Consider the following 21,244-nt stretch of genomic DNA (forward strand, 5'->3'; position numbering starts at 1 on the left):
AGATTTAAAAAGCTATATCTTCCGCTTCTGTTACAATGGTGATGTAATCGTCAACAAAATGCTCATCCAGGCGGACCGGCTTCTTTTCACCGTTTTTCATATTCTTCAGCATCGCCTTGCCGGAGGCCAGCTCATCATCGCCCAGAACCAGGCTGAACTGGGAACCGATTTTATTGGCATACTTCATCTGCGCCTTCAGGGTACGGTCATTCAGGTCGCAGGCAGCCGGAACGCCGCACCGGTGCAGTTCATTGACCAGCTTAAACGCGGCAACTGACGCGGCATCGCCCAGCGAGGCCACATAAATTTCACAAGGCTCCTGGCCCGGCAGTTCAATCTGCTGTGCCTCCATAATCAGCAGCAGCCGTTCCAGGCCCAGGCCGAAGCCCAGCGCGGGCATCGGCTGGCCGCCAAGCTCCTCTACCAGCCCATCATAACGCCCGCCGCCGCACACCGTGCTTTGCGCGCCAAGGTCATTGCTGATAAATTCAAAAACCGTGCGGGTGTAATAATCCAGGCCGCGGACAATGGAGGGGTTCACTTCGTAGGCGATGCCCACCGCATCCAGCCGCCGCTTCACACCCTCGAAATGCGCCTGGCAGCCCTCGCAAAGATATTCAAGCATGCGCGGCGCCTCAGCGGCAATTTTAGCGCAGGCCTCTTCCTTACAGTCTAAAATCCGCATCGGGTTGCGGGCCAGCCGGGAGCGGCAGGTCTCGCACAGACGGTCCTCATATTGGGCAAAATAGCCGCGCAGGGCCTCGGTATACCGCGCACGGCAGGTAGGACAGCCGATAGAATTGATTTGCAGCGAGATATTCTGCACGCCCAGCCGCTCAAACAGGGCCGCGCCCATGCTGATAACCTCGGCATCCGCCGCCGGAGAAGCGCTGCCGAACATCTCTACGCCGAACTGGTGGAACTCGCGCAGACGCCCCTTTTGTGCCTTTTCATAGCGGTAGCAGGAGGTCAGATAGTACAGCTTAAGGGGAAGCCCCTCGTTGTAAAGGCCATGCTCCAGCATAGCGCGGACCGCGCCCGCGGTTCCCTCCGGCCGCAGGGTGACCGAGCGCCCGCCCTTATCCTGAAAGGTGTACATCTCTTTCTGCACCACATCGGTAGTTTCACCCACGCTGCGCTGAAAGAGCTCGGTGTGCTCAAAAACAGGCGTACGGATTTCGCCAAAGCCGTGAATGGCCGCCTCACTGCGCAGCACATCCTCTACAAGCCGCCACTTTGCCGTGTCGCGCGGCAACGCGTCCTGAGTGCCCTTCGGGGCCTGTGTCAATAATTCCATCTTTACCATCCCTTCCATTTTATAAAAGCTGGTTCAATGCCGTCAAATGCTTCGGCGCCCGGGAATGCCCCTGCCGGGCGCTAAAATATAAAAATACCCATCCCTCTGTAAAGGGACAGGTATTACCCGTGGTGCCACCCTTTTTCAGAGGCCGCGCTTCAATAAGCGCCGCCCCCCTCTTTAACGCCGGGGCTCGCGGATGTCTTTCCTCCGGCGGTGTGCAGGCGCTTTCAGCAGACGCGCCCTCTCTGCGGCACAACGGCCCGGGGTACTCATTCCGGTCACAGCCAAATTTATAGAGCTCACCGCGCCCGTTAGGCAAGCGCGGCTTTTATTTTCTCAATTGTGTTCAGCACGGATTTTTTGGGGATTGCGCCGACAAAGCCCTTCAGGTCCCGTTCCTTGCCGCCGACGCTGCCCACGCCAATCTGCACCCAGCCGGAAATACGCATCGCGGAGGCATTGTATTCCAGCTTGATATAATGCATGGCGGTCATCACACCCGTTCCCATTTTCCAAACCAGTTCCGTGTTATTGTTGTAGCTCATCTCATGGTAGCCCTCGGCAGCCAACACGCTTCTGGCTACCGCATCCGCCGCTCTGGGATCCTGCCTCAGCGGAACCTCTACAATCGTTCTCGCCATCTAAAAATTCCTCCTCAACCAAAAAGCTCTTCTTTATGGAAGCAAAAATTTTAGATTTTCGGGTTTAAAATATTGCGCCAATCCAGATCGCCGCGTTCCAAGCCATGTATCAGCACCTCAGCCGTAGCGATATTGGTTGCCACTGGAATATTATGCATGTCGCAAAGGCGCAGCAAATTCATATCATTGGGCTCGTCGGATTTCGCCGTCAGCGGGTCTCTGAAAAACAGCAGCAGATCCACCTCGTTGCAGGCGATGCGCGCAGCAATCTGCTGATCGCCGCCCTGGGCCCCGGATAAAAAGCGCTTGATATCCAGCCCTGTCGCTTCAGAGACCAACTTGCCCGTCGTCCCCGTTCCGCAAAGGTCATGGCGGCTAAGTACGCCGCAATAAGCAATACAGAACTGTACCATCAATTCTTTTTTTGCGTCATGCGCAATCAATGCAATGTTCATACACTGGACCCCTCCTCGCTTTTATTTTTAATGGTGTAAAAAGGATTTTCTAAAATTTACTCAGGGAGGCAAGCGGAACCTGCTCGCCCTCCAATCTGGCCGCCAGCCGTTCCAGCGCCATTACCCCTTTTCCCCTCGGGGCGGGCGCCTGTCCGTTCGCCGCGGCTGCCGCCAATGCAAAATCCTGCGGAATCACCGCAATCAGGCGGATGCCCGCCATATCAATGGCCTCATCCAAATTATGAAAAACATTTTGCCGTACAAACTCCGCGCCGGAAAAGCGGTTGACCACCAGCCGGGTTTGCGCAATACCGTGCTGAGCCAGCGCTAACCCTGCCTTACTGCTGTTGCGCAGGCAGACCGGGTCCGGCGTGGACACAACAAGCGCCCTGGAAGCCGTGGCTGCCGCGCTCTCAAAGCCACGGCCCAAACCCGCGGGGCAGTCAACCAGCACATGGTCGTAATACCGTGCCAGGGCCGGCACCAAATGGCGCATAACCTCCGGGCTTGCAATATCCTCCACCTGTGCGGGGGCGGGCAACAAAAAAAGCCCTTCCTGCCAGGGGCACTGGTAAATAGCCTGTGCCGGCGCTGCCGCACCGCAGATCACGTCCGCAATGTCAAACACCTTTTCCTCAGCCACGCCCAGCATAAGGTCCAAGCACGACAGCCCCGCATCCCCGTCGATTAAAAGCACCCTGCGCCGGCGGCGGGCTAACGCGGCGCCCACCCCGGCCGCGACGGTGGATTTTCCGACGCCGCCTTTTCCCGATGTAACAACTGTTATTACGCCCATAATAAAACCTCGTTGTTATCTTAACATAAATTCAAGGACAAGTCAAAATATTTTCTCTTTTAGCATGATAATTTTTAAAATTTCGTATAAATTTCATAAAAATATTTCTATTTTCTTGACATTCACACTTGCCCGTTTTTCTCTCACTCCCCGCCGGATCCGGAAGAACTGCCGGACGAAGTACCGCTTGCGGTACCATCGCCGCCGCCTGCATCGCCGGACGGCGTATAGATATTGCCGTCTTCATCCACGGCCTTGCCAAAGAAATAGGCGTCGAGCATATCGCGCACCACATACTGACAGTACGAGCTGGTCGCGCCGTGCTCCAGCACCACCGCAATCGCCACCTGGGGATCGTCGGCGGGAGCGTAGCCAATAAAGGTGACATTGTCGGAGCCACCCGTTTCAGCTGTACCCGTCTTACCCGCGATCTGAACCGGATAATCGGACAGGGTGGCGCGCGCCGATCCCTCGGTAATAACCGCCTTCATGCCCTCACGCACCGCGGACAGATTTTCCTGGGAGACCCCCACCTCATTAAGCACGGTGGGCTCCAGCTCATAGAGCACCTCTGAACGGGTATAATCGGTGATCTTGCTGATGATCGTCGCCTTCAAGCGCTTGCCGTCGTTCGCCAGGGTTGCCGCATAGGCGCACAGCTGCAAGGGGGTGAAGGAGTTGTCGCTCTGTCCAATGGCGGCGTTCAGCGTTTCGCCAGCCGTCCAGGCATTCAGATTTTTATTGTTTTTCATTGCCTCGGCACGGGATTCCGGCCCCGCAAGTGTACCGGCGGACTCGCCGATTTCAATGCCGGTGAGCTCGCCCAGGCCAAAGCGCCGTGCATAAAGGTCAATATTGCTGATGCCGAGCTGAAAACCCGTCTCAAAGAAATAGACGTTGCAGGACTGGGCAATGGCCTTATTCAGGTTAGTCACTCCATGCCAGCCCAGGCAGGTCGGCGCATTGGTGGTGGAGCCATTGGTAAAGCGCGTGTAATAATGGTTGCAGTAGACCTCTGTAGCCGTGGTGATGGTGTGCTCCTCCAGCGCGGCGCACGCGACCACCGGCTTAAAGCAGGAACCCGGCGTGAAGGTGCCGGAAAAAGCGCGGTTAAGCAGCGGGCGGTTGACATTGTCCGTATTCAGCTGGGAACGGTAATCGCTGTCGTCCAGAAACTGCTGGATATTATAGGTCGGATAGGTCGCGGCAGCGAGAACCGCGCCGGTTTTGACATCCATTAAAACAGCGCCGCCGGCTATGCAGTCCTCGCCGTGATGCTCGCTGCGGCCGTCCTTATTGATTTCGCACAGATGCTCGCCATAGGCGCGCGTGTCCTGGATGTTCTTTGCCAGCGAGGCGTTAGCCACCTCTTGGAGGCGGTTGTTAATGGTCAGAAATATGGTGTTGCCGGCCTCCGGGGCCTTCAGCACCGTCTCGCCCGCCAGCGCGCCGGTGTTGGTGGTCTCAATCAGCTTTTCGCCGGCCTTGCCGCGCAGCTGGTCCTCATAGGCCAGCTCTATGCCGCCCTTTCCCAATATATCATCATAGGAGTAGCCCTTTTCCTCCAGCGCATCAAAATCGTCGTCTTCGCTGATTTTGCCCAGATAACCGACAATATGCGGGATAAGATCCGGCTCCGCATATTCCCGTGCCGTGGTGATCTGCACGGACACGCCCGGCAGCACCTGGGAATTTTCACTGACAATTGCTACAACCTCATCCGACACATCCTGTGCAAACGTATAGGGCGCGCTTACGCCGAACTGGTTTTTTGTCATGTTATAACGTACTGAGACGATGTCGCGCATCTCTTCAGGCGTATAGCCGCTGTCAACGGAATATTTCTTTATCAGGTTCTCCATACAAAGATCCGCCGTAGCGTACGCGTTCACATCGGCATAATCCTTGCCCTTCAGGGTGGAAATCTCCTTGTCCTCCCCATCCTTGAACACATAGCCGCCGTCCTTGTACTCAACCGGCAAAACGTCTTCCCACTCCCCGCCTTTTTCCTCTACAAGGCGGATTAAACGGAGAATCGTCTGATTTTCAACCCTTTGGGTCTCTTCATTGGTGGATTGCTTCATGTAGACCCAGTCAAACACAATGGCATAGCCCGTATTATTTACCGCGAGCGGATTGCCGCCGGAGTCGAGGATTTCACCGCGCGAGGCCGGCATGGGCACTGTCGTCTGGGTTGAATAGTCGGCTTTTTGCACCCAGGTGTCGCCGTTAATAACCTGCCAGTCCACCAGGCGCACAACATAGATTGCCAGCACAACAGCCACCGCCGCTATACAGACAATCATGCGGTAGGGCACCGGTCTTTTCTCATGCTCGTTTTCCATTTGGAGTCAGCCTCCTTTCCGCAAGCCCCTTCAACGGAGGCATTCCCTTGGTCGTAAAAAACAGCCCGAACATGGGCCACGCCCTTTTATTCCTCCCGCGGCCGCAGGAAAAGCGCAAGCGCGCGGTTGAAATAGTAGGTTACAGGCGTCCAAATAAACGTATAGGCCAGACGGGGCAGGTAATAATTAACGAACGCATAATCCGGGAACTCGTACCCCGCCAGCCAGAAATAAAACACCCATTGTAAAACCATGACCAGGGTGCTCCCCACGGCGCAAACAAGCAGTGCCGTCAGGAAATTGGTACGAATCAGGTTGGCCGCCATAGCGCTGATGAAATAGCAGCATACGGCGAGCATCAGGCCGTGGAACCCCAGCACCCCGCTGATGCCCGAGTCGATCAACAGCCCGGCGAGCGCGCCAAAGGCCATGGCGGGCAGCTCGTTTTCAAACAGGGCGATGCACAAAACCGCCGGTATTAAAAACACCGGGCGCTGCCCAAAGGCCTCTGGAATCAGGCCCGGCGTCTCCTGAAGCATGAAGAGCACCAGAATTTCCAGACAATAGGAAAAATAACGAAACCAACGGACGCGGCTCATTGGCCTTCCTCCGGCGAAGAGGCCCCGGCTGGTTCACCGCTTGCCAGCGATTCGCCCTGGCCCAAAAAGGAGGTGATGACCATGACGTCCTTTACCTGGGAGATGTCCACAAAAGGCTCTACCTCCGCGTACAGAGAAACGTCATACTCCTCATGCTGAAGGCTTTTGATGCGGCCTATTTTCAAGTTGGGCGGGTAGATTCCCCCCAGCCCGCTGGTGACGACAATATCGCCCTCCTTGGCTGTGGTGTCCGCCGTCAGAAACCCCAGCTTGACCAAGCCCCGGTCGGCAAGCTTGACGTTGGTACTGATGACCCCGGCATCTCCCGTCGCCTTGTCCACGGCGCCCGTGCCGTTCTCCGTATCCGCGCCGGAACGCCCGCCGATTTTTGTATCCGGCGAGAGCAGCGTGGTCACCTCTGCAGAAATCGCATTGGCGCTGGAAACCCAGCCCACGACGCCGCTTTCCGTCACGACCGGGTCGTTGACAGACACCCCCGCCGCCGTTCCCTTGTCAATTTTAAAGGTATTGAGCGAGTTGGGATCCCTGCCGATGACCGCGGCGGAGACCAGCGTAAACTCCGGGTTTTGCTCCTTCATATCCAGGTATTTGTACAGCTGGGCATTCTCCTTCTTCAGGTCATAATAATCCACCAGCTGTGTCGTCAGCTCGGCAATCTGCTTCTTCAGCTCTTCATTTTCCGCCTGCAAATCCTCTTTTGAACGGCCGATGTCCTCCGCGGCAGCCGCGGCATTATTGGTGACCAGGGTGCTGACCCGCTGCATCGGCGTAGACAACACGCTCAGCATGCTTGCCGTGATGCTGCTGCCCGTACCGGCAGTAAAGATCAGCATTCCCAGCAAGACCAACACCACGGCTAAGAGCACCTTGAAGCTTCTCGCGTGAACGATTTCCCTCATAGCGCCCCTCCTTTCTCATTCTTATAAAATGATCAAACGGCCTAAAGCGGCGCGGCCCACGGCTTTGGCGCGGGCCCGGAGCCGCCGCTCTATAAAACTTATGCGGAGAGCCTCACACCCTCCGCATAACGCGAGATCCAAAAATTAACCGCACCGCTTACCGCTTATTATTCTTGTAATAGGCGGAGGGCATGGAAATATCCAGCCGTTTGCCGGTTCCGTCCACCACGCAGTCCAGGGGGCTGTCCGCCACATAGACCGGCATGCCGGTCTCCTGCTCCACCAGCCTGTCCAAGCCGCGCAGCAGGGCCCCGCCGCCCGTGAGCATGATGCCATGGTCAATAATATCCGCGGAAAGCTCCGGCGGCGTCTTCTCCAGTGTGCTCTTAATCGCGTCCACAATAATGCTCAGCGGGTCCGTCAGGGCCTCGCGCACCTCTAAGGCGCTGATGGAAACATTCTTCGGCAGGCCGTCCACCAGGTTCCGGCCTTTGATGTCGATGGTCTTCTGATCGACCTCATCATCCGGGAATGCGGATCCGATCGAAATTTTGATTTGCTCCGCCGTCCGCTCGCCGATAAGCAGGTTATACTTCTTCTTTACATAGGAGATAATCGACTCGTCAAACTTGTCGCCCGCTACCCGCACGGAGCAGGAGGTGACAATATCGCCCAGGGAGATAACGGCAACCTCGGCCGTACCGCCGCCGATGTCCACCACCATGCTGCCCGTGGGCTCCGCCACCGGCAGGCCGGCGCCGATGGCCGCGGCCATGGGCTCCTCAATCAGCTCCACCCGGTTGGCCCCGGCGCTGCGCGCCGCATCCTCTACCGCACGGCGCTCCACCTCCGTGACGCCGGAGGGAATGCAGACCACCACATACGGGCGGCCGAAGCTGTTGGATTTAAGCGCCTTGCGAATAAAATGCTTGAGCATGGTCGCCGTAATATCGAAGTCGGCAATGACGCCGTCCTTCAACGGGCGGACCGCCACAATGGAACCCGGCGTACGGCCGATCATTTCCTTTGCCTGTGTGCCCACCGCCAAAACTGTATCACTGCGGACATCCACCGCAACGACAGAGGGCTCGCGCATAACTATGCCCTTCCCCTTCATAAACACCAATGTATTTGCCGTACCCAGGTCAATACCGATTGCCTTGGAAAACATGAAACAATCCCCTTTCAGCGTCCTGTATCTTCAAACCATTTAAAACAACAAACCGTACCAGGCCGAGCCTTCCGCCCCGGACAATTGCAGCCGGGTGAAAAACGCGCCGCCCTTTGTGCCTGCGGCCCGTCAGCCCATAAAACCCCAGCACCGGCAAGCCGCCGGCTGGATTCATCGGCTCATTTTAAACATCACCTGCCACTCAGCGCCTGTCAGGCATGAAATAAATGGCAAATTACTCAATACTAAAATTATTATACCCGTATTTCCGCTATTTCTCAATAAAAAAATTATGAACAGTACGAATTTTAAGAAAAATTTCCATCTCGTCAGAATTAATTCAGAACCGGCCCTGCCGGGCCGGACAGCCGTTGCAGCAGCCGGCAGATTCTAGCGACCGGGAGCCCCACCACATTGTTGTAATCCCCGCGAATTTCACGCACGAATAACGCGCCGCCCTCCTGTATGCCATAGGCGCCGGCCTTGTCCATCGGTTCACCTGTCTCTACATAGCGGCGGATCTCCTCATTGGAAAGCGGGTAGAAGCGCACGTCTGTCCGTGCAACCCCGCAGACCGCCTGCTCCTGCGCCCGCAGGCAGAAGCCCGTATATACCCTGTGCCAACGGCCGGACAAGGCGCGCAGCATCGCGGCGGCCTCCTCCGCGTCCGCGGGCTTGCCCAGAGCGCGCCCCTCCAGAGCAACGACGGTATCCGCGCCCAAAACCGCCTCCCCGGGCCCGGGCCGCACCGGCGCAGCCCAAGCCTTGCGCGCCGCCAAGGTTGCCGCCACGCTTTTAGGGGCCATTCCCTTTTGAAAGTGCTCCTGCACATCGCTTCTCACCACAACGAAGGGAACGCCTGCCTGCTCCAGCAGCGCCCTTCGGCGTGGAGAGGCCGAAGCTAAATAAAGCATAGCTCTCCACTCCTACCGCCGATCTTCTGATAAAACCCATTTCATGAAGGCCCCTGCCTCCGCGAACGGCCCGTGAACGGCCCGCGAACAAGCAAAAACACACACCGCTGAGCCCGTGCACGCAAAGCCCACACAAACCTGCAGCTTCTTCATTTCAAGCACGCCCAAGGCCGCCGGTTGGGATTTAAACAGATTTTATCAAATCCGCGTAATTTTTATTCTTATATGCACAATATAAGTTATCTATTGCCGTTTGTCTTAATCCTTCACACGGATCTTGATATAGCACAGAATGGCAATCAACAGTAAAATCGCCTGCGCTACATTTAGACTGATTTTGGCCCCAAAGGTAACATTGAACACCGCGAGATCCAGTGTTGTCGGGTCCAGGCCGAAATTAGCCGACATGCCCAGCCAAGCGAGGTAATTGACCCCGGAGCACACACTTCCCAACGCCTTGCCGAGTACAATCGCCAGCAGCAAAAGCACCGCCAGCAGCAAGGTTTTAATTAAATTTCTTTTCACGCCAAAGCCCCCAGAACAACATATTTTTATCCGGCCGCCGGGAAAAGCCATCCAGCGGCCCGGCAGCCCTATGCGGCAAGGCCGTTCCCCAGCTTGTCAGCACGGACGGCAGACTGTGCCGAAGCTATTATACCATTGATTCCCTTTTTTTACTATCTCTTTTACCGGGAAAATCACCGGCGTTTCATCCGCATGGCAGGATACTACCGGCAGAAAGAATTACTATTTGTATAATAATATAATAAAATTATAAATTGTAAAGGCTGCGATCTGCTTACCGCATAAAATAGCAGCCCGCTTTATGTGCTTAAGCCGCTATGCCAGGCACTAACGTCTCATAAAATCCAGCGCCACGGGGATTTTCGCCATAAAGCCGAACGAACATTTCAGCGCTCAAATCTGTTTCGCCCACGTTTCTCCTCACCACAGCCGTGTCATTGCACAGTGATGCGGCAAGTGTTTATAAAAAATCCAGAGAGTTTATTCTCTCTGGATTTTTACAATCTGTATATAAAACTGATAATTGCCGGCCTTATTTTTCAAACACAGCGCCGCGGGAACCGGAGGTCACCAGCGAGGCATAGCGCTTCAGGTAGCCGGAAAGCTGCTGCTCTCTCGGCTTCCAGGCGGCGCGGCGGCGTTCAAGCTCTTCGTCCGATACCTCCAGCGTCATGGTGCGGTTAGTAATATCCACATTGATAAGGTCGCCCTCTTCCACCAGGGCAATCGGGCCGCCCGCGGCGGCCTCGGGGCTGACATGCCCTACAGCCGCGCCGCGTGTCGCGCCTGAGAAGCGTCCGTCCGTAATCAGCGCGACGCTGGAGCCCAGGCCGCTGCCCACAAGCGCCGAGGTCGGGGTGAGCATTTCCCTCATGCCGGGGCCGCCCTTGGGCCCCTCATAGCGGATGACGACAACGTCGCCCGCCTGGATTTTACCGCCCAGAATGGCCTCTGTAGCCGCTTCCTCGCTGTCAAAGCAGCGGGCAGGGCCCTTGTGCTGCATCATCTCGGGGACGACCGCCCCCTGCTTGACGACCGCGCCGTCCGGGGCAATGTTGCCCTTGAGCACCGCGATGCCGCCGTCCTCGCGGAAGGGGTTCTCCAGCGTACGGATAATCTCGCCGTCCGCGGCCGGCGCCGGGGCAATCCGCTCCGCGACCGTACCGCTGACGGTCAGGCAGTCCGTATGGATCATGCCGCCTCTGGCCAGCTCCTTAAACACCGCCGGGATGCCGCCCTTCTCGTTCAGGTCGGTAATAAACACCTCGCTGGCGGGGTTGAGCTTGCAGAGCTGCGGCGTGCTGCGGCTGATGGCGTCAATATCGTCGATATCGAGCTTTACGCCCGCCTCAAAGGCAATGGCCGTCAGGTGCAGCACCGAGTTGGTGGAGCAGCCCAGCGCCATTTCGCTGCGCAGGGCGTTCTGGAAGGCCTTTTCCGTCAAAATATCGCTGGGGCGGATATTTTGCTCATAAAGCTCCATCACCCGGGCACCCGCGGTTTTAGCCAGCGCCAGACGGTCCCCGTAAACAGCCGGAATGCTGCCGTTGCCCGGCAGCGCCATGCCGATGGCCTCCGTCAGGCAGTTCATGGAGTTTGCCGTGTACATGCCGGAGCAAGAACCGCAGGTAGGGCAAGCCGACTTTTCCAGCGCGCACAGCTCCGCCTCGTCGATCTTTCCGGCGGAGTAGCTGCCCACGGCCTCAAACATTTCTGAGAGGCCGAAGCGCCGCCCATTGTGGCTGCCTGGCAGCATGGGGCCGCCGCTGACAAAGATGCTGGGCAGGTTCATGCGGCAGGCCGCCAGCATCATGCCGGGCACAATTTTATCACAGTTCGGAACAAACACCACGGCATCCAGCGGGTGCGCAGTGAGCATAACCTCAATGGAGTCCGCGATTAGCTCACGGGAACAGAGGGAATACTTCATGCCCTTGTGGTTCATAGAAAGTCCGTCGCACACACCGATGGTGTTAAACTCAAACGGGACGCCGCCCGCGTTGCGGATACCGGCTTTAACCGCTTCGCCGATCTCCTTCAGGTGCCGGTGCCCGGGGATGTAATCGCTGGCCGAGTTCACCACCGCCACAAACGGGCGCTTCATCTCGCCGTCGGTCAGCCCCAAGGCACGGAGCAAGGACCGATGCGGCGCACGGCTGTAGCCGTCCTTCATCAAATCGCTTCTCATAGGAAAACCCTCCTTAAATTAGAACCTCTTCATTCACTTAAGCCGCTTGCTGCCTCCAGCTCCACGGACCCCGAGGTCACGGCATTTTCAGCCGGTTCCCCATAGGCGAAATCCCGGAACAGCTCCATGCTGGCATTAAAATAATCCATCTGCTCCTGGTTCGCGTTATCCCCCTGGTAGATCGAGGGGAAATCGCGCAGGCAGAACTTGTAATCCTTCAGCGCCCCGGCAATGACTGTGCTGCCAATGCCGCTGCAGTCCACAGGGGAAATGCGGATTTTTTCAAGATCCTTGCTTTCATCCGCCCCTATGGCCTCCCCGTTGAGCTTACAGAACAGCTCTTGGTTTTCGCCTGCATAGTGGGCATAATTTTCATCGTCCATCAGCAGAATCACGCTTTCACCCTGCTGCAAATCCATTTCAAACCGCAGCTTATAGCCCTCTCGGAAGGTGTTCTGCGTTTGCTCAAGCGTGCCCGTATCCCCGTAAGTAATGGCGTAGTTGGCAACCTGAATAATCACCTCGCCGTCGCCGTTGACATCCTTCGCGTAGGGCTCCAGGGAATCCTTAAACATATCAATGGCCTCTTCGGTCAGGTTGTATTTACCGACGATGGCAATGCTGTAATCCGGGTCCTTATTGGAAGAAATATCCCAGATCATCGCGCCGAAAAAGATCACCACAAGCGCGCCGGCAATAAAATGAAAACGGTAATAGTGCCAAAAATTTTTGCGTTTGTCTTTTTTTGTAGGAGGAGGCAGCTCGCTGACCGCCTTGCGGATTGGCTCCTCTCCATCGTCATTCCAAAGATAACGTTCCCTAGCCATCTTTTTACTCCTTCTGCCCCGCCGCATAGGATGACTCTTTCCCCGCGAGGCTGGTTTGCATCCATCATAAATGCGCAATGTTAACACGGTGTTAAGAATAGCGGCGTATTTTCGCTTTTTTACAAAAAATTGATTTTGTCCCGCGCACTTTTTTACGCCGTCCGAGAGCAAAGCGCCGGTTGCCGCTCCTAAAAGCTAAAACCCGCATAAACACTGAGGTTTCAGCGCATTTAATTGCCTAACGGCTTCATTGTCGGGAACAGCAGCACGTCTCGAATGGCCGCGCTGTCGGTCAGCAGCATGACCAAGCGGTCGATGCCAATGCCCAGCCCGCCCGTCGGCGGCATGCCATATTCCAGCGCCGTGAGGAAATCCTCATCGACATCACAGGCCTCCTCGTCGCCGGCAGCCTTCAGGGCGGCCTGCTTTTCAAACCGCTCACGCTGGTCGATAGGATCGTTCAGCTCAGAGAACGCGTTGGCGTGCTCGCGGCCCACAATAAAGAGCTCAAAGCGCTCGGTATAGGCGGGGTCGTCCTTTTTGCGCTTCGCCAGCGGTGAAATCTCCACCGGGTGGTTCATGACAAAGGTCGGCTGAATCAGCTTTTCTTCCACAAAGGCCTCAAAGAAGAGGTTGAGGATGTCGCCCTTGCCGTGGCGCCGCTCATATTCAACATGGTGGGCATCCGCCAGCGCGCGCGCCTGCTCAAGCGTTTCAACCGCGGAGAAATCAACGCCCGCATACCTCTTCACCGCATCTACCATCGAAATCCTCTCAAACGGCTTTTCAAGGTCGATCTCCAGGTCGCCGTACCGCACCACCGCGCTGCCCAGCACCTTGCGCGCCACGGTGCGGATCATATCCTCCGTCAAATTCATCATGCCGTTGTAATCCGTGTAGGCCTGGTAAAGCTCCAGCAGGGTAAACTCCGGGTTATGGCGCGTGTCCATGCCCTCGTTGCGGAATACGCGGCCGATCTCGTACACCTTGTCAAAGCCGCCGACAATCAGGCGCTTCAGGTGCAGCTCCAGCGCAATGCGCAGGTACATGTCGATGTCCAGCGTATTATGGTGCGTGACAAACGGGCGGGCCGCCGCGCCGCCCGCGATGGAATGGAGCACCGGAGTTTCAACCTCCAGAAAGTCCTGTCCGTCCAGGTAATGGCGAATTTCAGAGATGATACGCGAACGGCGCACGAAGGTCTCTTTGACCTCCGGGTTGACAATCATATCCAGGTACCGCTGGCGGTAGCGCAGGTCGGTGTCCTTCAGGCCGTGGAACTTTTCGGGGAGCGGCAGCAGGGACTTGCTCAGCAGCGCAACCTCCTTGGCATGAACCGAGATCTCGCCGCGGCGGGTACGGAACACAAAGCCCTTGACGGAAATAATATCCCCCAGGTCCCAGCAGTCCTTCATCTCGGCATAGACATCCTCGCCGATCTGGTCGATTTTCATATAAACCTGCATGCGCCCGGTCTTGTCATGCACATCCATGAAGCTGGCCTTACCCATATCCCGCCAGCTGATGACCCGGCCCGCTATGCAGACATCCTGGTTCTCCAGTTCCTCGAAATGGTCGCGGATTTCCTGGGCATAGTGGTCGCGCGGGCAGGCTGTCACCTGAAAGGGGTCGTGCCCGGCATCGCACAAGCGGGTGAGCTTGTCGCGCCGGATTTGCAGCAGCTCGCTCAAACTCTCCTCTTCCGGCTGCTGAGCGGCGGCCTGATCCTTCATCTGCTCACTCAATTTTATCGTCTCCTTTTTGTTGAATATTTCCTGTAATCAACACTCTGTAATATTTTTTATCCTTCAATAGCCTTCTTATGAAAAAAGCGGGGGTGTACTGCCACCCCCGCTTTCGCCCATTACTTTGAAATGCCCAGCACCTCATACGCCATGACGCCCGCGGGAACTTCCACCTCGACCGTTTCCCCAGGCTTATGGCCAAGCAGCGCACGGCCCACCAGGGACTCGTCCGATATATTGCCCGAAAGGGGGTCCGCCTCATTGGAGCCGACAATTTTATATTCCACCATATTGCTCTGGCCCGTTTTTCTGTTTGTAACCTTCAGCTCTACCTTAGAGCCGATGTGAATATTTTCATTGCTGAGCTCCGCTTCGTCGATGACACGCACATTTTTCAGCATGACCTCTATGTCGGCAATTCTTGCTTCAACAATCGCCTGTTCATTTTTGGCCTCGTCATACTCGCTGTTTTCAGAAAGATCGCCGAACGAGAGCGCCACCTTAATTTTTTCAGCGACCTCTTTTCGTTTGGAGCTTTTCAGGTTCTCCAGCTCCGCCTCTAATTTCTCAAGACCCTCCTGGGTCAAAATAACCTCTTTTGCCATGAAATAATCCACCTCTATCAATCTTTAAAGTCTGCCGGGACCATTTGTCTTTCATCAGAACCGATATTCTTTTATTATAGTAAAACAAGCGCGGACTGTCAATGAAAAACACTGGATTTTCACTGGCCGCCGGTTTGACAACGCCCTACATGATTTTACACCGCCCGGCGCGGATTTATTCCTGAGTTTCTGATTCCTCCCCGGAAACCGGCGCCTCAGAGGAGGCCGCGCCGGGCTCTTCCTGGACGGCGGCTCCCTGGCTCCGCAGTGCGGCGATTGCCGCGGTGATTTGCGCATCCTCCTCCGGGGCTAAGTCGTTGCGCTTCAGCAGCGCCGTTTGTTCTTCCGAGAGGCTTGTCTCAATGTTGACGGAAACGCCCGTTCCGTCAAAGGATTTTCCCTTCAGCGTCAGGTATTCCGCCACGGAGAAGGAGATCGCCGATCCGTCGGAAAGCGGCGCCACCTCAATTTTTCTGCCGTAGCCTGGGGTATTCCGGCCCACCACCATGCCTTTCTGGGACTCCTGAATATCCGCGGCAAAGAGCTCCGCGGCGCCGAAGCTGCTCTCATTGACCAGAACCGCCACCGGCAGCTCTATCTCATTGGCCTTGCTGGTGTATTCGGCCTGAACCGTGCCGTCCTTATTTTTGGAGCTCACGGTTGTGCACGCTGGCAGGAGCCTGTCCAGGATTTCGGCAGCGGCAGCCATATCGCCGCCGGAGTTGTTGCGCAGGTCAATGACCAGGCCCGCAACGTTCTGCTGTAAAAGCGCCGAGAGCGCCTCCTCAAACTGCCCGGCGCTGTTTTCGCGGAAGGCGCTGATGCGCAAATAGCCGACATTCCCATAGAGGACGCTGGAGGAAATGCTTTTATGCGTGTACTCGGCACGAGTAACACTCACCGACAGGGTGCGCGCCTCCTCTTCATCCTCCGCCGGGCGAAGCACCCCCAGCTTTACAACCGACCCCGCGGCGCCGTTCAAGCGGTTCAGCGCCTCTCCATAGGTCAGCCGGATAATCTCCTTGTCATCCATTGATACAATAACATCGCCCTTTTTCAGGCCGCTGAGCTCGGCAGGCGACCCCGGCATCACGTCGATAATCTCCATATTGCCGTCGTCATCCTGTACGGTCAGCACGCCGACGCCGGTGCTTTTTCCCTGGCTGCCGCTCTGGTACTCCTGGTATTTTTCCGCGGAGAGGTACTGCGCCTGTGCATCCCCAATGCCCGCCATATAACCGGCACAAATTGCATCCGACAGCTTCGTTTCGTCCAGCACGCCCACATAGTCCTGGCGCACCTTTTGGTCAATCTCGCTGAGCTTAGCATACATGGACTGCCGCTCGTTGATATCCGCCATCTTGTCATTGAAGCTGTTCATGGCATACACATAGGTCAGTGAGACTGTGACTGCCGCCGTAACCGCTGCCAGCGTAATGCCTGCCCCTAGGGAAATTTTTCTACTCATACCATTCTCAGCCCTAACTATTCATAAATTTTAAGCGGAGATCCGCCGTAAAAGCAAGTGAAACGGCAGCACGGCGGCCGGTATAGAGCAGCTCTGTGCCCTACTGCCTGCCGCCGGCTGTCATTCAAGCGCCGCGTTTAAATACTAATTGTTTATAATTATCAATAAATTACTGGAAGTAATTCATCGGATTGGTCAGCGAACCATTGACCCGAACCTCAAAATGCAGATGGGCCCCGAAGGAGTTGCCTGTATTGCCGACCCGCGCGATTTCCTGGCCCTTGGTGACCGTCTGCCCGGGGCTCACCGACACGCTGCTGCAATGCGCGTAAAGCGTGCTCATCCCGTTGCCGTGGTCGATCATCACATAAATGCCGTAGGTCCACATGCCCGTGCCGGTATTATTGGTACCGGCATAGATGACGGTGCCGCTGTCCGCGGCTACAATCTGCCGCCCGTAGGAGTTGCCGTTGGAAATATCAATCCCTGTGTGGGCACGGCCCTTATAGGGCTGAGAGATCCGGGTCATGCCGGGCGTAGGCCAGATCAGGCTGCCCGTACCAACGCGGTCGCCGCCGCCGCTGCTCCCGCCGCCGGAACCGGAACCGGATCCGCCGCTGTTATTGTTCTGCTCCTGCTGCTTTTGGTACTCGCGGTACCACGCATCGATGGCATCGGCAGCCGCCGCTTCCTCCTGCTGCAGGCGCTTCTGCTCCGCCTCCGCATCGGCCTCCTGGCCCTGGAGCTCCTCCAGCGCCTTCTGGGCCTCCTGTTGCAGGCTGCCGAGCTCCTGGCTCTTCTGCTCTATTTCTGTTTTCGCGTCGGCCACCTGGGCGCGCTGGTCCTCAATTTCCTTCTTTTGGGCCGCAATCTCCTCCGCCTCACCGCGCAGGCTGTCAATCAGGGCCGTATCATGGTCCACCACCATGTTGACAAGCTCCAGCTTCTGTGCCATGTCCATAACGCTCTCAGAGTTCAGCACAATCTCCAGCGTGCTGGCCTCGCCCGCCAGGTACAATGCCTTCAGGCGTTCACGCAGCTGCTCCACCGTGTCGTTTACGCTTTTTTCCTTTTCATCCATCTCCTGCTGCTTTGCATGGATGCTCTCATCCAGCAGGTTGATCTGGTTATTTAAACCGTCGATTTGCTCCTGGACGTTTTGAATCTGCTCCTTGAGCGTGTTCACATATTCCTGCTGCTTCGCGGTATCCTGCTTGAGGGAAGCGATTTTTTCCTCGTTTTCCTTTTGCTTCTGCTGTAGCTCCTGCTGCTTCTGCTGCAGGGAATTTAGGCTGGCCGCCTCTACCTCTGTGGACTGCGCCATGGGGGTAAGGACCATGCCGGCCGCCAGAACAAGCGCCAGCGCCGTCTTACCCAAAAGCCTCCATCTCTTTTTCAAAGCCAATTCCTCCCTTTTCGGATATTGATAGGGTTACAGGCTTGCAGCCGGCCATGGCTGCCTCGCGCTGTTTTATTTACAGGGTTACGACGCCGACATCCCTTTTCAGGTAGCGGCCAATTGAGATCAGGCCGCCGAGCAGGCCGAACAGCACGCCGGCGCCGATAAAGATCACATCGATTTTCCAGGACATGCCCGCCAGGCTCATCGGGGTGAAAAAGCTGAAGCCGCTGAGCGCGGAACAGACCTGCGTATAAACCACCTTGAGCAGCAGCGCCGACAGAATGCCGGAAAACAGGCCGATCACCATGCCCTCCACCATAAACGGGATTCGTACAAACCAGTTTGTCGCGCCCACCGATTTCATGATGCTGATCTCCAGCTGGCGGGAAAACATCGTCACCCGTATGGTATTCGAAATAATAAACAGTGACACTACGCTCAGAATAATGACAATCCACATACCCGCGCCGTTGACCATGGAGTCCAGGCTGGTGAGCTGCTCCGCAATATAGGAGTAGTCGATGATCTTATCGATGCCGTCGATTTTCATAATGGCATCCGCCGTCTCCTGGTAATTGGTCAGGTCCTTCATGGAGAGCTTAAAGGCATGGGGCAGGAAATTGTCGCCCAGCAGGCTCTGCAGGGCGCCGTCCTCGTCGCCGTACTGCTCCAGCATCTGTTCCACGGCTTCATCGCGCAAAACAAGCTCGCATTCCTCCACGTTATCCATGGAGGCGATCTCCTCGCGGATCTGCACCGCCCGCAGCGAGGAAACCTCGTCCTTGCAGTAGACCTGAATGGAATTGTTGCCCTCTACGCTCGCCATCATCTGGTTAATATTCATAGACAGCAGCACCGCCGAGCCCGTAAGCAGCAAGCAGGAAACCAGCACGCCGATAGAGGCCAGGCTCATGGTACGGTTGCTCCAAATGTTACGGATGCCCTCTTTCAGCAGGTAGCCGGCGCTTGCCAGCTTTGATCCCTTCCTCTTCATTCCTGCACCTCCACTTTCCCGGTGTCGGCCACAATCTTTCCGTTGCGTATTTCTACCACGCGGCGGTGAAAATGTTTGACCAGGCTGTGCTCATGGGTAACCATTAGGATGGTTGTGCCGCGCCGGTTGATTTCGCTGAGCAGGTCGACAATTTCAAACGAGAGGGCCGGGTCCACGTTGCCGGTGGGCTCGTCCGCAATGATAATGGCAGGGTTGTTGATGAGCGCGCGGGCCAGGCCCACACGCTGCTGCTCGCCGCCGGAAAGCTCGCCGGGGCGGCATTTGGCCTTATCCTGCAAGCCCACCAGCCCCAGCATGTAGGGAACGCGCTTGCGGATTTCCCGCGCCGAGGCCCCGACCACATGCATGGCAAAGGCGATATTATCATAAACATTCATATTGTCAATCAGGCGGAAATCCTGAAACACAATGCCCATCTCCCGGCGCAGGTAGGGAATCTGCCCCCGGCGCAGCGCGGTCACATCCGTGTCATTGACAATGACGCGGCCCTCATTGGGCTTTTCTTCGCAGACAATCATTTTTAAAAAGGTACTTTTTCCGGCCCCGGAGGAACCCACGATGAATACAAATTCTCCCTTATCCACCTGCAGGTCCACATGGTCCAGGGCAAGCGTACCGTTTGAGTAAACCTTGCTGACATTCTCAAAGGTAATCATATTTATAACGCTCCTAATATCTTTCCTATCTATATGCGCGGCCCCGGCAGCCGCCTCAAAAAACGGCGGCCCCTATGAGCGCCGGGCCTGCCGGCGCAGGCCACCGTCCGCCGGAAAAAGGCTCCGCCCTTTCATTTCTCAAAACGATAGTCGGTAACAATCTACATCATACCAATCCCGGTACTATTTTTTGTTCTTAATTAGAATTAAACTGTAATTAATTTGTAACTATTTTGTAACGAATGACCAAAGGTCATAAGCGTGCGAAAAAGCCTCCCCGCCGCATTGGCAGCCTCAGGAGCCCGCCGCCGGCACGGCATGCCCGCGGGCAACAGAAAAGCCCGGAACCTGTCCGGGCTTTTGTAACTATTTTTTACCGGCGCGCGGGCCGGTGCGCGGAGCGCGAAAAGCAGCTTAAAACTTAACCGGATTGGCGGAAAGGTACTTTTTAACCATCAGCGCCACCTTAAAGACAATGGCATCCTCAAATTCCCGCAGATCCAGGCCGGTAATTTTCTTGATCTTCTCCAGGCGGTACACCAGCGTGTTGCGGTGCACAAACAGCTTGCGGCTGGTCTCAGAAACATTGAGGTTATTCTCAAAGAACCGCTGGATGGTGAACAGCGTCTCGTGGTCGAGCGATTCGATGGAGCCGCGCTTGAAAACCTCTTTCAGGAACATCTCGCAGAGCGTGGTCGGCAGCTGATAAATCAAGCGGGCGATGCCGAGGTTATCGTAGCTGATGATGGTCTTTTCCGTGTCAAAGACCTTGCCGACCTCCAGGGCCACCTGGGCCTCTTTAAACGAACGGGCCAAGTCCTTAATACCGGTGACTGCGGTGCCGATGCCGACAACACAATGGGTATAAAACTCGCTCGACAGCGTATCTACAATGGAGCTCGCCAGCTTATCCAGGTCCTTCGACTCAATGCCCTGGCGGATTTCCTTAACCAAAACAATGTCCGTCTCATTGATATTGATGATGAAATCCTTGGATTTGTCCGGGAACAGGTTCTGAATGACGTCATAAGCGGAGATATCCGTCTTGTTCACGATCTTAATCAGCATGCAGACACGGCTGACCTCTGCGTTAAAGCGGAGCTCGCGCGCCTTTAAGTAGATGTCGCCGGGAAGGATGTTATCCAAAATAACATTTTTAATGAAATTGCCGCGGTCATATTTTTCATCATAATACTGCTTAATGCTGCTCAGCGAAATAGCGAGCAGGTTCGCGTAACGGCCTGCCTCCGGGTCGTTGCCCGAGACAAACACCGCGTACTCCGGGCGCGGGTGCCCCCCAAACGATTTATAGGTATAACCGTTGACGACAAAGGTGCCGGGGGATGCCATGGTCTCAGCCGTGACCGTCTCGTTGACCTCGCCGATTCGGCCGAGCTCACTGCATGCGATAATTACGAAAGTTTCATCAATAACGCCTATGGTGCGGTCGATTGCGTCCCGCATTTGATGTATCACGCCCTGAAACAATCTGTTTGACATTTCGTTCCCTCTTTCCTGGCTATTTTAAAATCCTGTTTTATTGCGGCACATAAAACACATGCGCAAAATAAAAACAAGTTTTGATATTTGTATTTATAATCCATTTTACACAATTACGCGCAGGTTTTCAACACTTTCCTTAAAATAATCCGAAAAAAGCAGCCCCGCCGCA

At 55.8% G+C, this 21,244-nt stretch carries 19 protein-coding genes; all 19 read right to left on the reverse strand.

Annotation, left to right across the window (positions count from 1 at the left end; all coding sequences use genetic code 11):
* Positions 1–4: 4 nt before the first annotated feature.
* The 19 genes from hisS to DPQ25_RS07910 all read right to left on the reverse strand — a co-directional run bounded on the left by hisS (position 5) and on the right by DPQ25_RS07910 (position 21,072).
* Positions 5–1,297, reverse strand: a complete 1,293-nt coding sequence (gene hisS / locus DPQ25_RS07805; protein ID WP_112332613.1) for a histidine--tRNA ligase — start codon at positions 1,295–1,297, stop codon at positions 5–7.
* A 314-nt stretch (positions 1,298–1,611) separates the two neighbouring features.
* Complete coding sequence (locus tag DPQ25_RS07815) at positions 1,612–1,941, reverse strand: hypothetical protein (protein ID WP_112332615.1); 330 nt, start codon at positions 1,939–1,941, stop codon at positions 1,612–1,614.
* Positions 1,942–1,991: 50 nt separating this feature from the next.
* Positions 1,992–2,396, reverse strand: coding sequence for a methylglyoxal synthase (gene mgsA / locus DPQ25_RS07820; protein ID WP_112332616.1), 405 nt, complete (start codon positions 2,394–2,396; stop codon positions 1,992–1,994).
* Positions 2,397–2,445: 49 nt separating this feature from the next.
* The gene (locus DPQ25_RS07825) at positions 2,446–3,192 is read right to left on the reverse strand and encodes a nucleotide-binding protein (protein WP_112332617.1); all 747 of its coding nucleotides are present in this window, start codon (positions 3,190–3,192) and stop codon (positions 2,446–2,448) included.
* 143 nt (positions 3,193–3,335) lie between these two features.
* The gene (locus DPQ25_RS07830; RefSeq protein WP_112332618.1) at positions 3,336–5,537 is read right to left on the reverse strand and encodes a penicillin-binding transpeptidase domain-containing protein; all 2,202 of its coding nucleotides are present in this window, start codon (positions 5,535–5,537) and stop codon (positions 3,336–3,338) included.
* A gap of 86 nt (positions 5,538–5,623) precedes the next feature.
* Entirely contained in the window at positions 5,624–6,136 is a 513-nt protein-coding gene (mreD, locus tag DPQ25_RS07835) for a rod shape-determining protein MreD (RefSeq protein WP_112332619.1), read from the reverse strand.
* The gene (mreC, locus tag DPQ25_RS07840; RefSeq protein ID WP_112332620.1) at positions 6,133–7,056 is read right to left on the reverse strand and encodes a rod shape-determining protein MreC; all 924 of its coding nucleotides are present in this window, start codon (positions 7,054–7,056) and stop codon (positions 6,133–6,135) included. Before mreC ends, mreD begins: the two co-directional genes overlap by 4 nt.
* A 157-nt stretch (positions 7,057–7,213) precedes the next feature.
* Positions 7,214–8,227 (reverse strand): rod shape-determining protein, encoded by a 1,014-nt coding sequence (locus tag DPQ25_RS07845; protein WP_112332621.1) that lies wholly within the window; start codon positions 8,225–8,227, stop codon positions 7,214–7,216.
* A gap of 335 nt (positions 8,228–8,562) precedes the next feature.
* Positions 8,563–9,141, reverse strand: coding sequence for a Maf family protein (locus DPQ25_RS07855; RefSeq protein ID WP_112332623.1), 579 nt, complete (start codon positions 9,139–9,141; stop codon positions 8,563–8,565).
* Positions 9,142–9,399: 258 nt separating this feature from the next.
* Positions 9,400–9,666 (reverse strand): DUF4321 domain-containing protein, encoded by a 267-nt coding sequence (locus DPQ25_RS07860; protein WP_112332624.1) that lies wholly within the window; start codon positions 9,664–9,666, stop codon positions 9,400–9,402.
* A gap of 532 nt (positions 9,667–10,198) precedes the next feature.
* A complete protein-coding gene (ilvD, locus tag DPQ25_RS07865) occupies positions 10,199–11,854 on the reverse strand; it encodes a dihydroxy-acid dehydratase (protein ID WP_112332625.1) in 1,656 nt (551 codons plus the stop codon).
* Positions 11,855–11,883: 29 nt separating this feature from the next.
* Entirely contained in the window at positions 11,884–12,681 is a 798-nt protein-coding gene (locus DPQ25_RS07870; protein WP_112332626.1) for a hypothetical protein, read from the reverse strand.
* Positions 12,682–12,911: 230 nt separating this feature from the next.
* Positions 12,912–14,414 carry a lysine--tRNA ligase gene (lysS, locus tag DPQ25_RS07875; protein ID WP_112332750.1) on the reverse strand — a complete coding sequence of 501 codons (1,503 nt, stop codon included), beginning with the start codon at positions 14,412–14,414 and terminating at the stop codon, positions 12,912–12,914.
* A 131-nt stretch (positions 14,415–14,545) separates the two neighbouring features.
* Positions 14,546–15,031, reverse strand: a complete 486-nt coding sequence (greA, locus tag DPQ25_RS07880) for a transcription elongation factor GreA (RefSeq protein WP_112332627.1) — start codon at positions 15,029–15,031, stop codon at positions 14,546–14,548.
* 175 nt (positions 15,032–15,206) lie between these two features.
* A complete protein-coding gene (locus DPQ25_RS07885; protein WP_112332628.1) occupies positions 15,207–16,499 on the reverse strand; it encodes a S41 family peptidase in 1,293 nt (430 codons plus the stop codon).
* A 169-nt stretch (positions 16,500–16,668) separates the two neighbouring features.
* Positions 16,669–17,898, reverse strand: coding sequence for a murein hydrolase activator EnvC family protein (locus DPQ25_RS07890; protein ID WP_112332629.1), 1,230 nt, complete (start codon positions 17,896–17,898; stop codon positions 16,669–16,671).
* Between the two features lie 76 nt (positions 17,899–17,974).
* Positions 17,975–18,895, reverse strand: a complete 921-nt coding sequence (gene ftsX / locus DPQ25_RS07895; protein ID WP_112332630.1) for a permease-like cell division protein FtsX — start codon at positions 18,893–18,895, stop codon at positions 17,975–17,977.
* Positions 18,892–19,572: a cell division ATP-binding protein FtsE gene (gene ftsE, locus DPQ25_RS07900; protein ID WP_112332631.1), complete on the reverse strand. Its 681-nt coding sequence runs from the start codon at positions 19,570–19,572 to the stop codon at positions 18,892–18,894. Before ftsE ends, ftsX begins: the two co-directional genes overlap by 4 nt.
* Before the next feature lie 414 nt (positions 19,573–19,986).
* The gene (locus tag DPQ25_RS07910; RefSeq protein ID WP_112332633.1) at positions 19,987–21,072 is read right to left on the reverse strand and encodes a PucR family transcriptional regulator; all 1,086 of its coding nucleotides are present in this window, start codon (positions 21,070–21,072) and stop codon (positions 19,987–19,989) included.
* Between the last annotated feature and the right edge of the window lie 172 nt (positions 21,073–21,244).

The sequence above is a fragment of the Hydrogeniiclostridium mannosilyticum genome (assembly GCF_003268275.1).
Lineage (GTDB): Bacteria > Bacillota > Clostridia > Oscillospirales > Acutalibacteraceae > Hydrogeniiclostridium > Hydrogeniiclostridium mannosilyticum.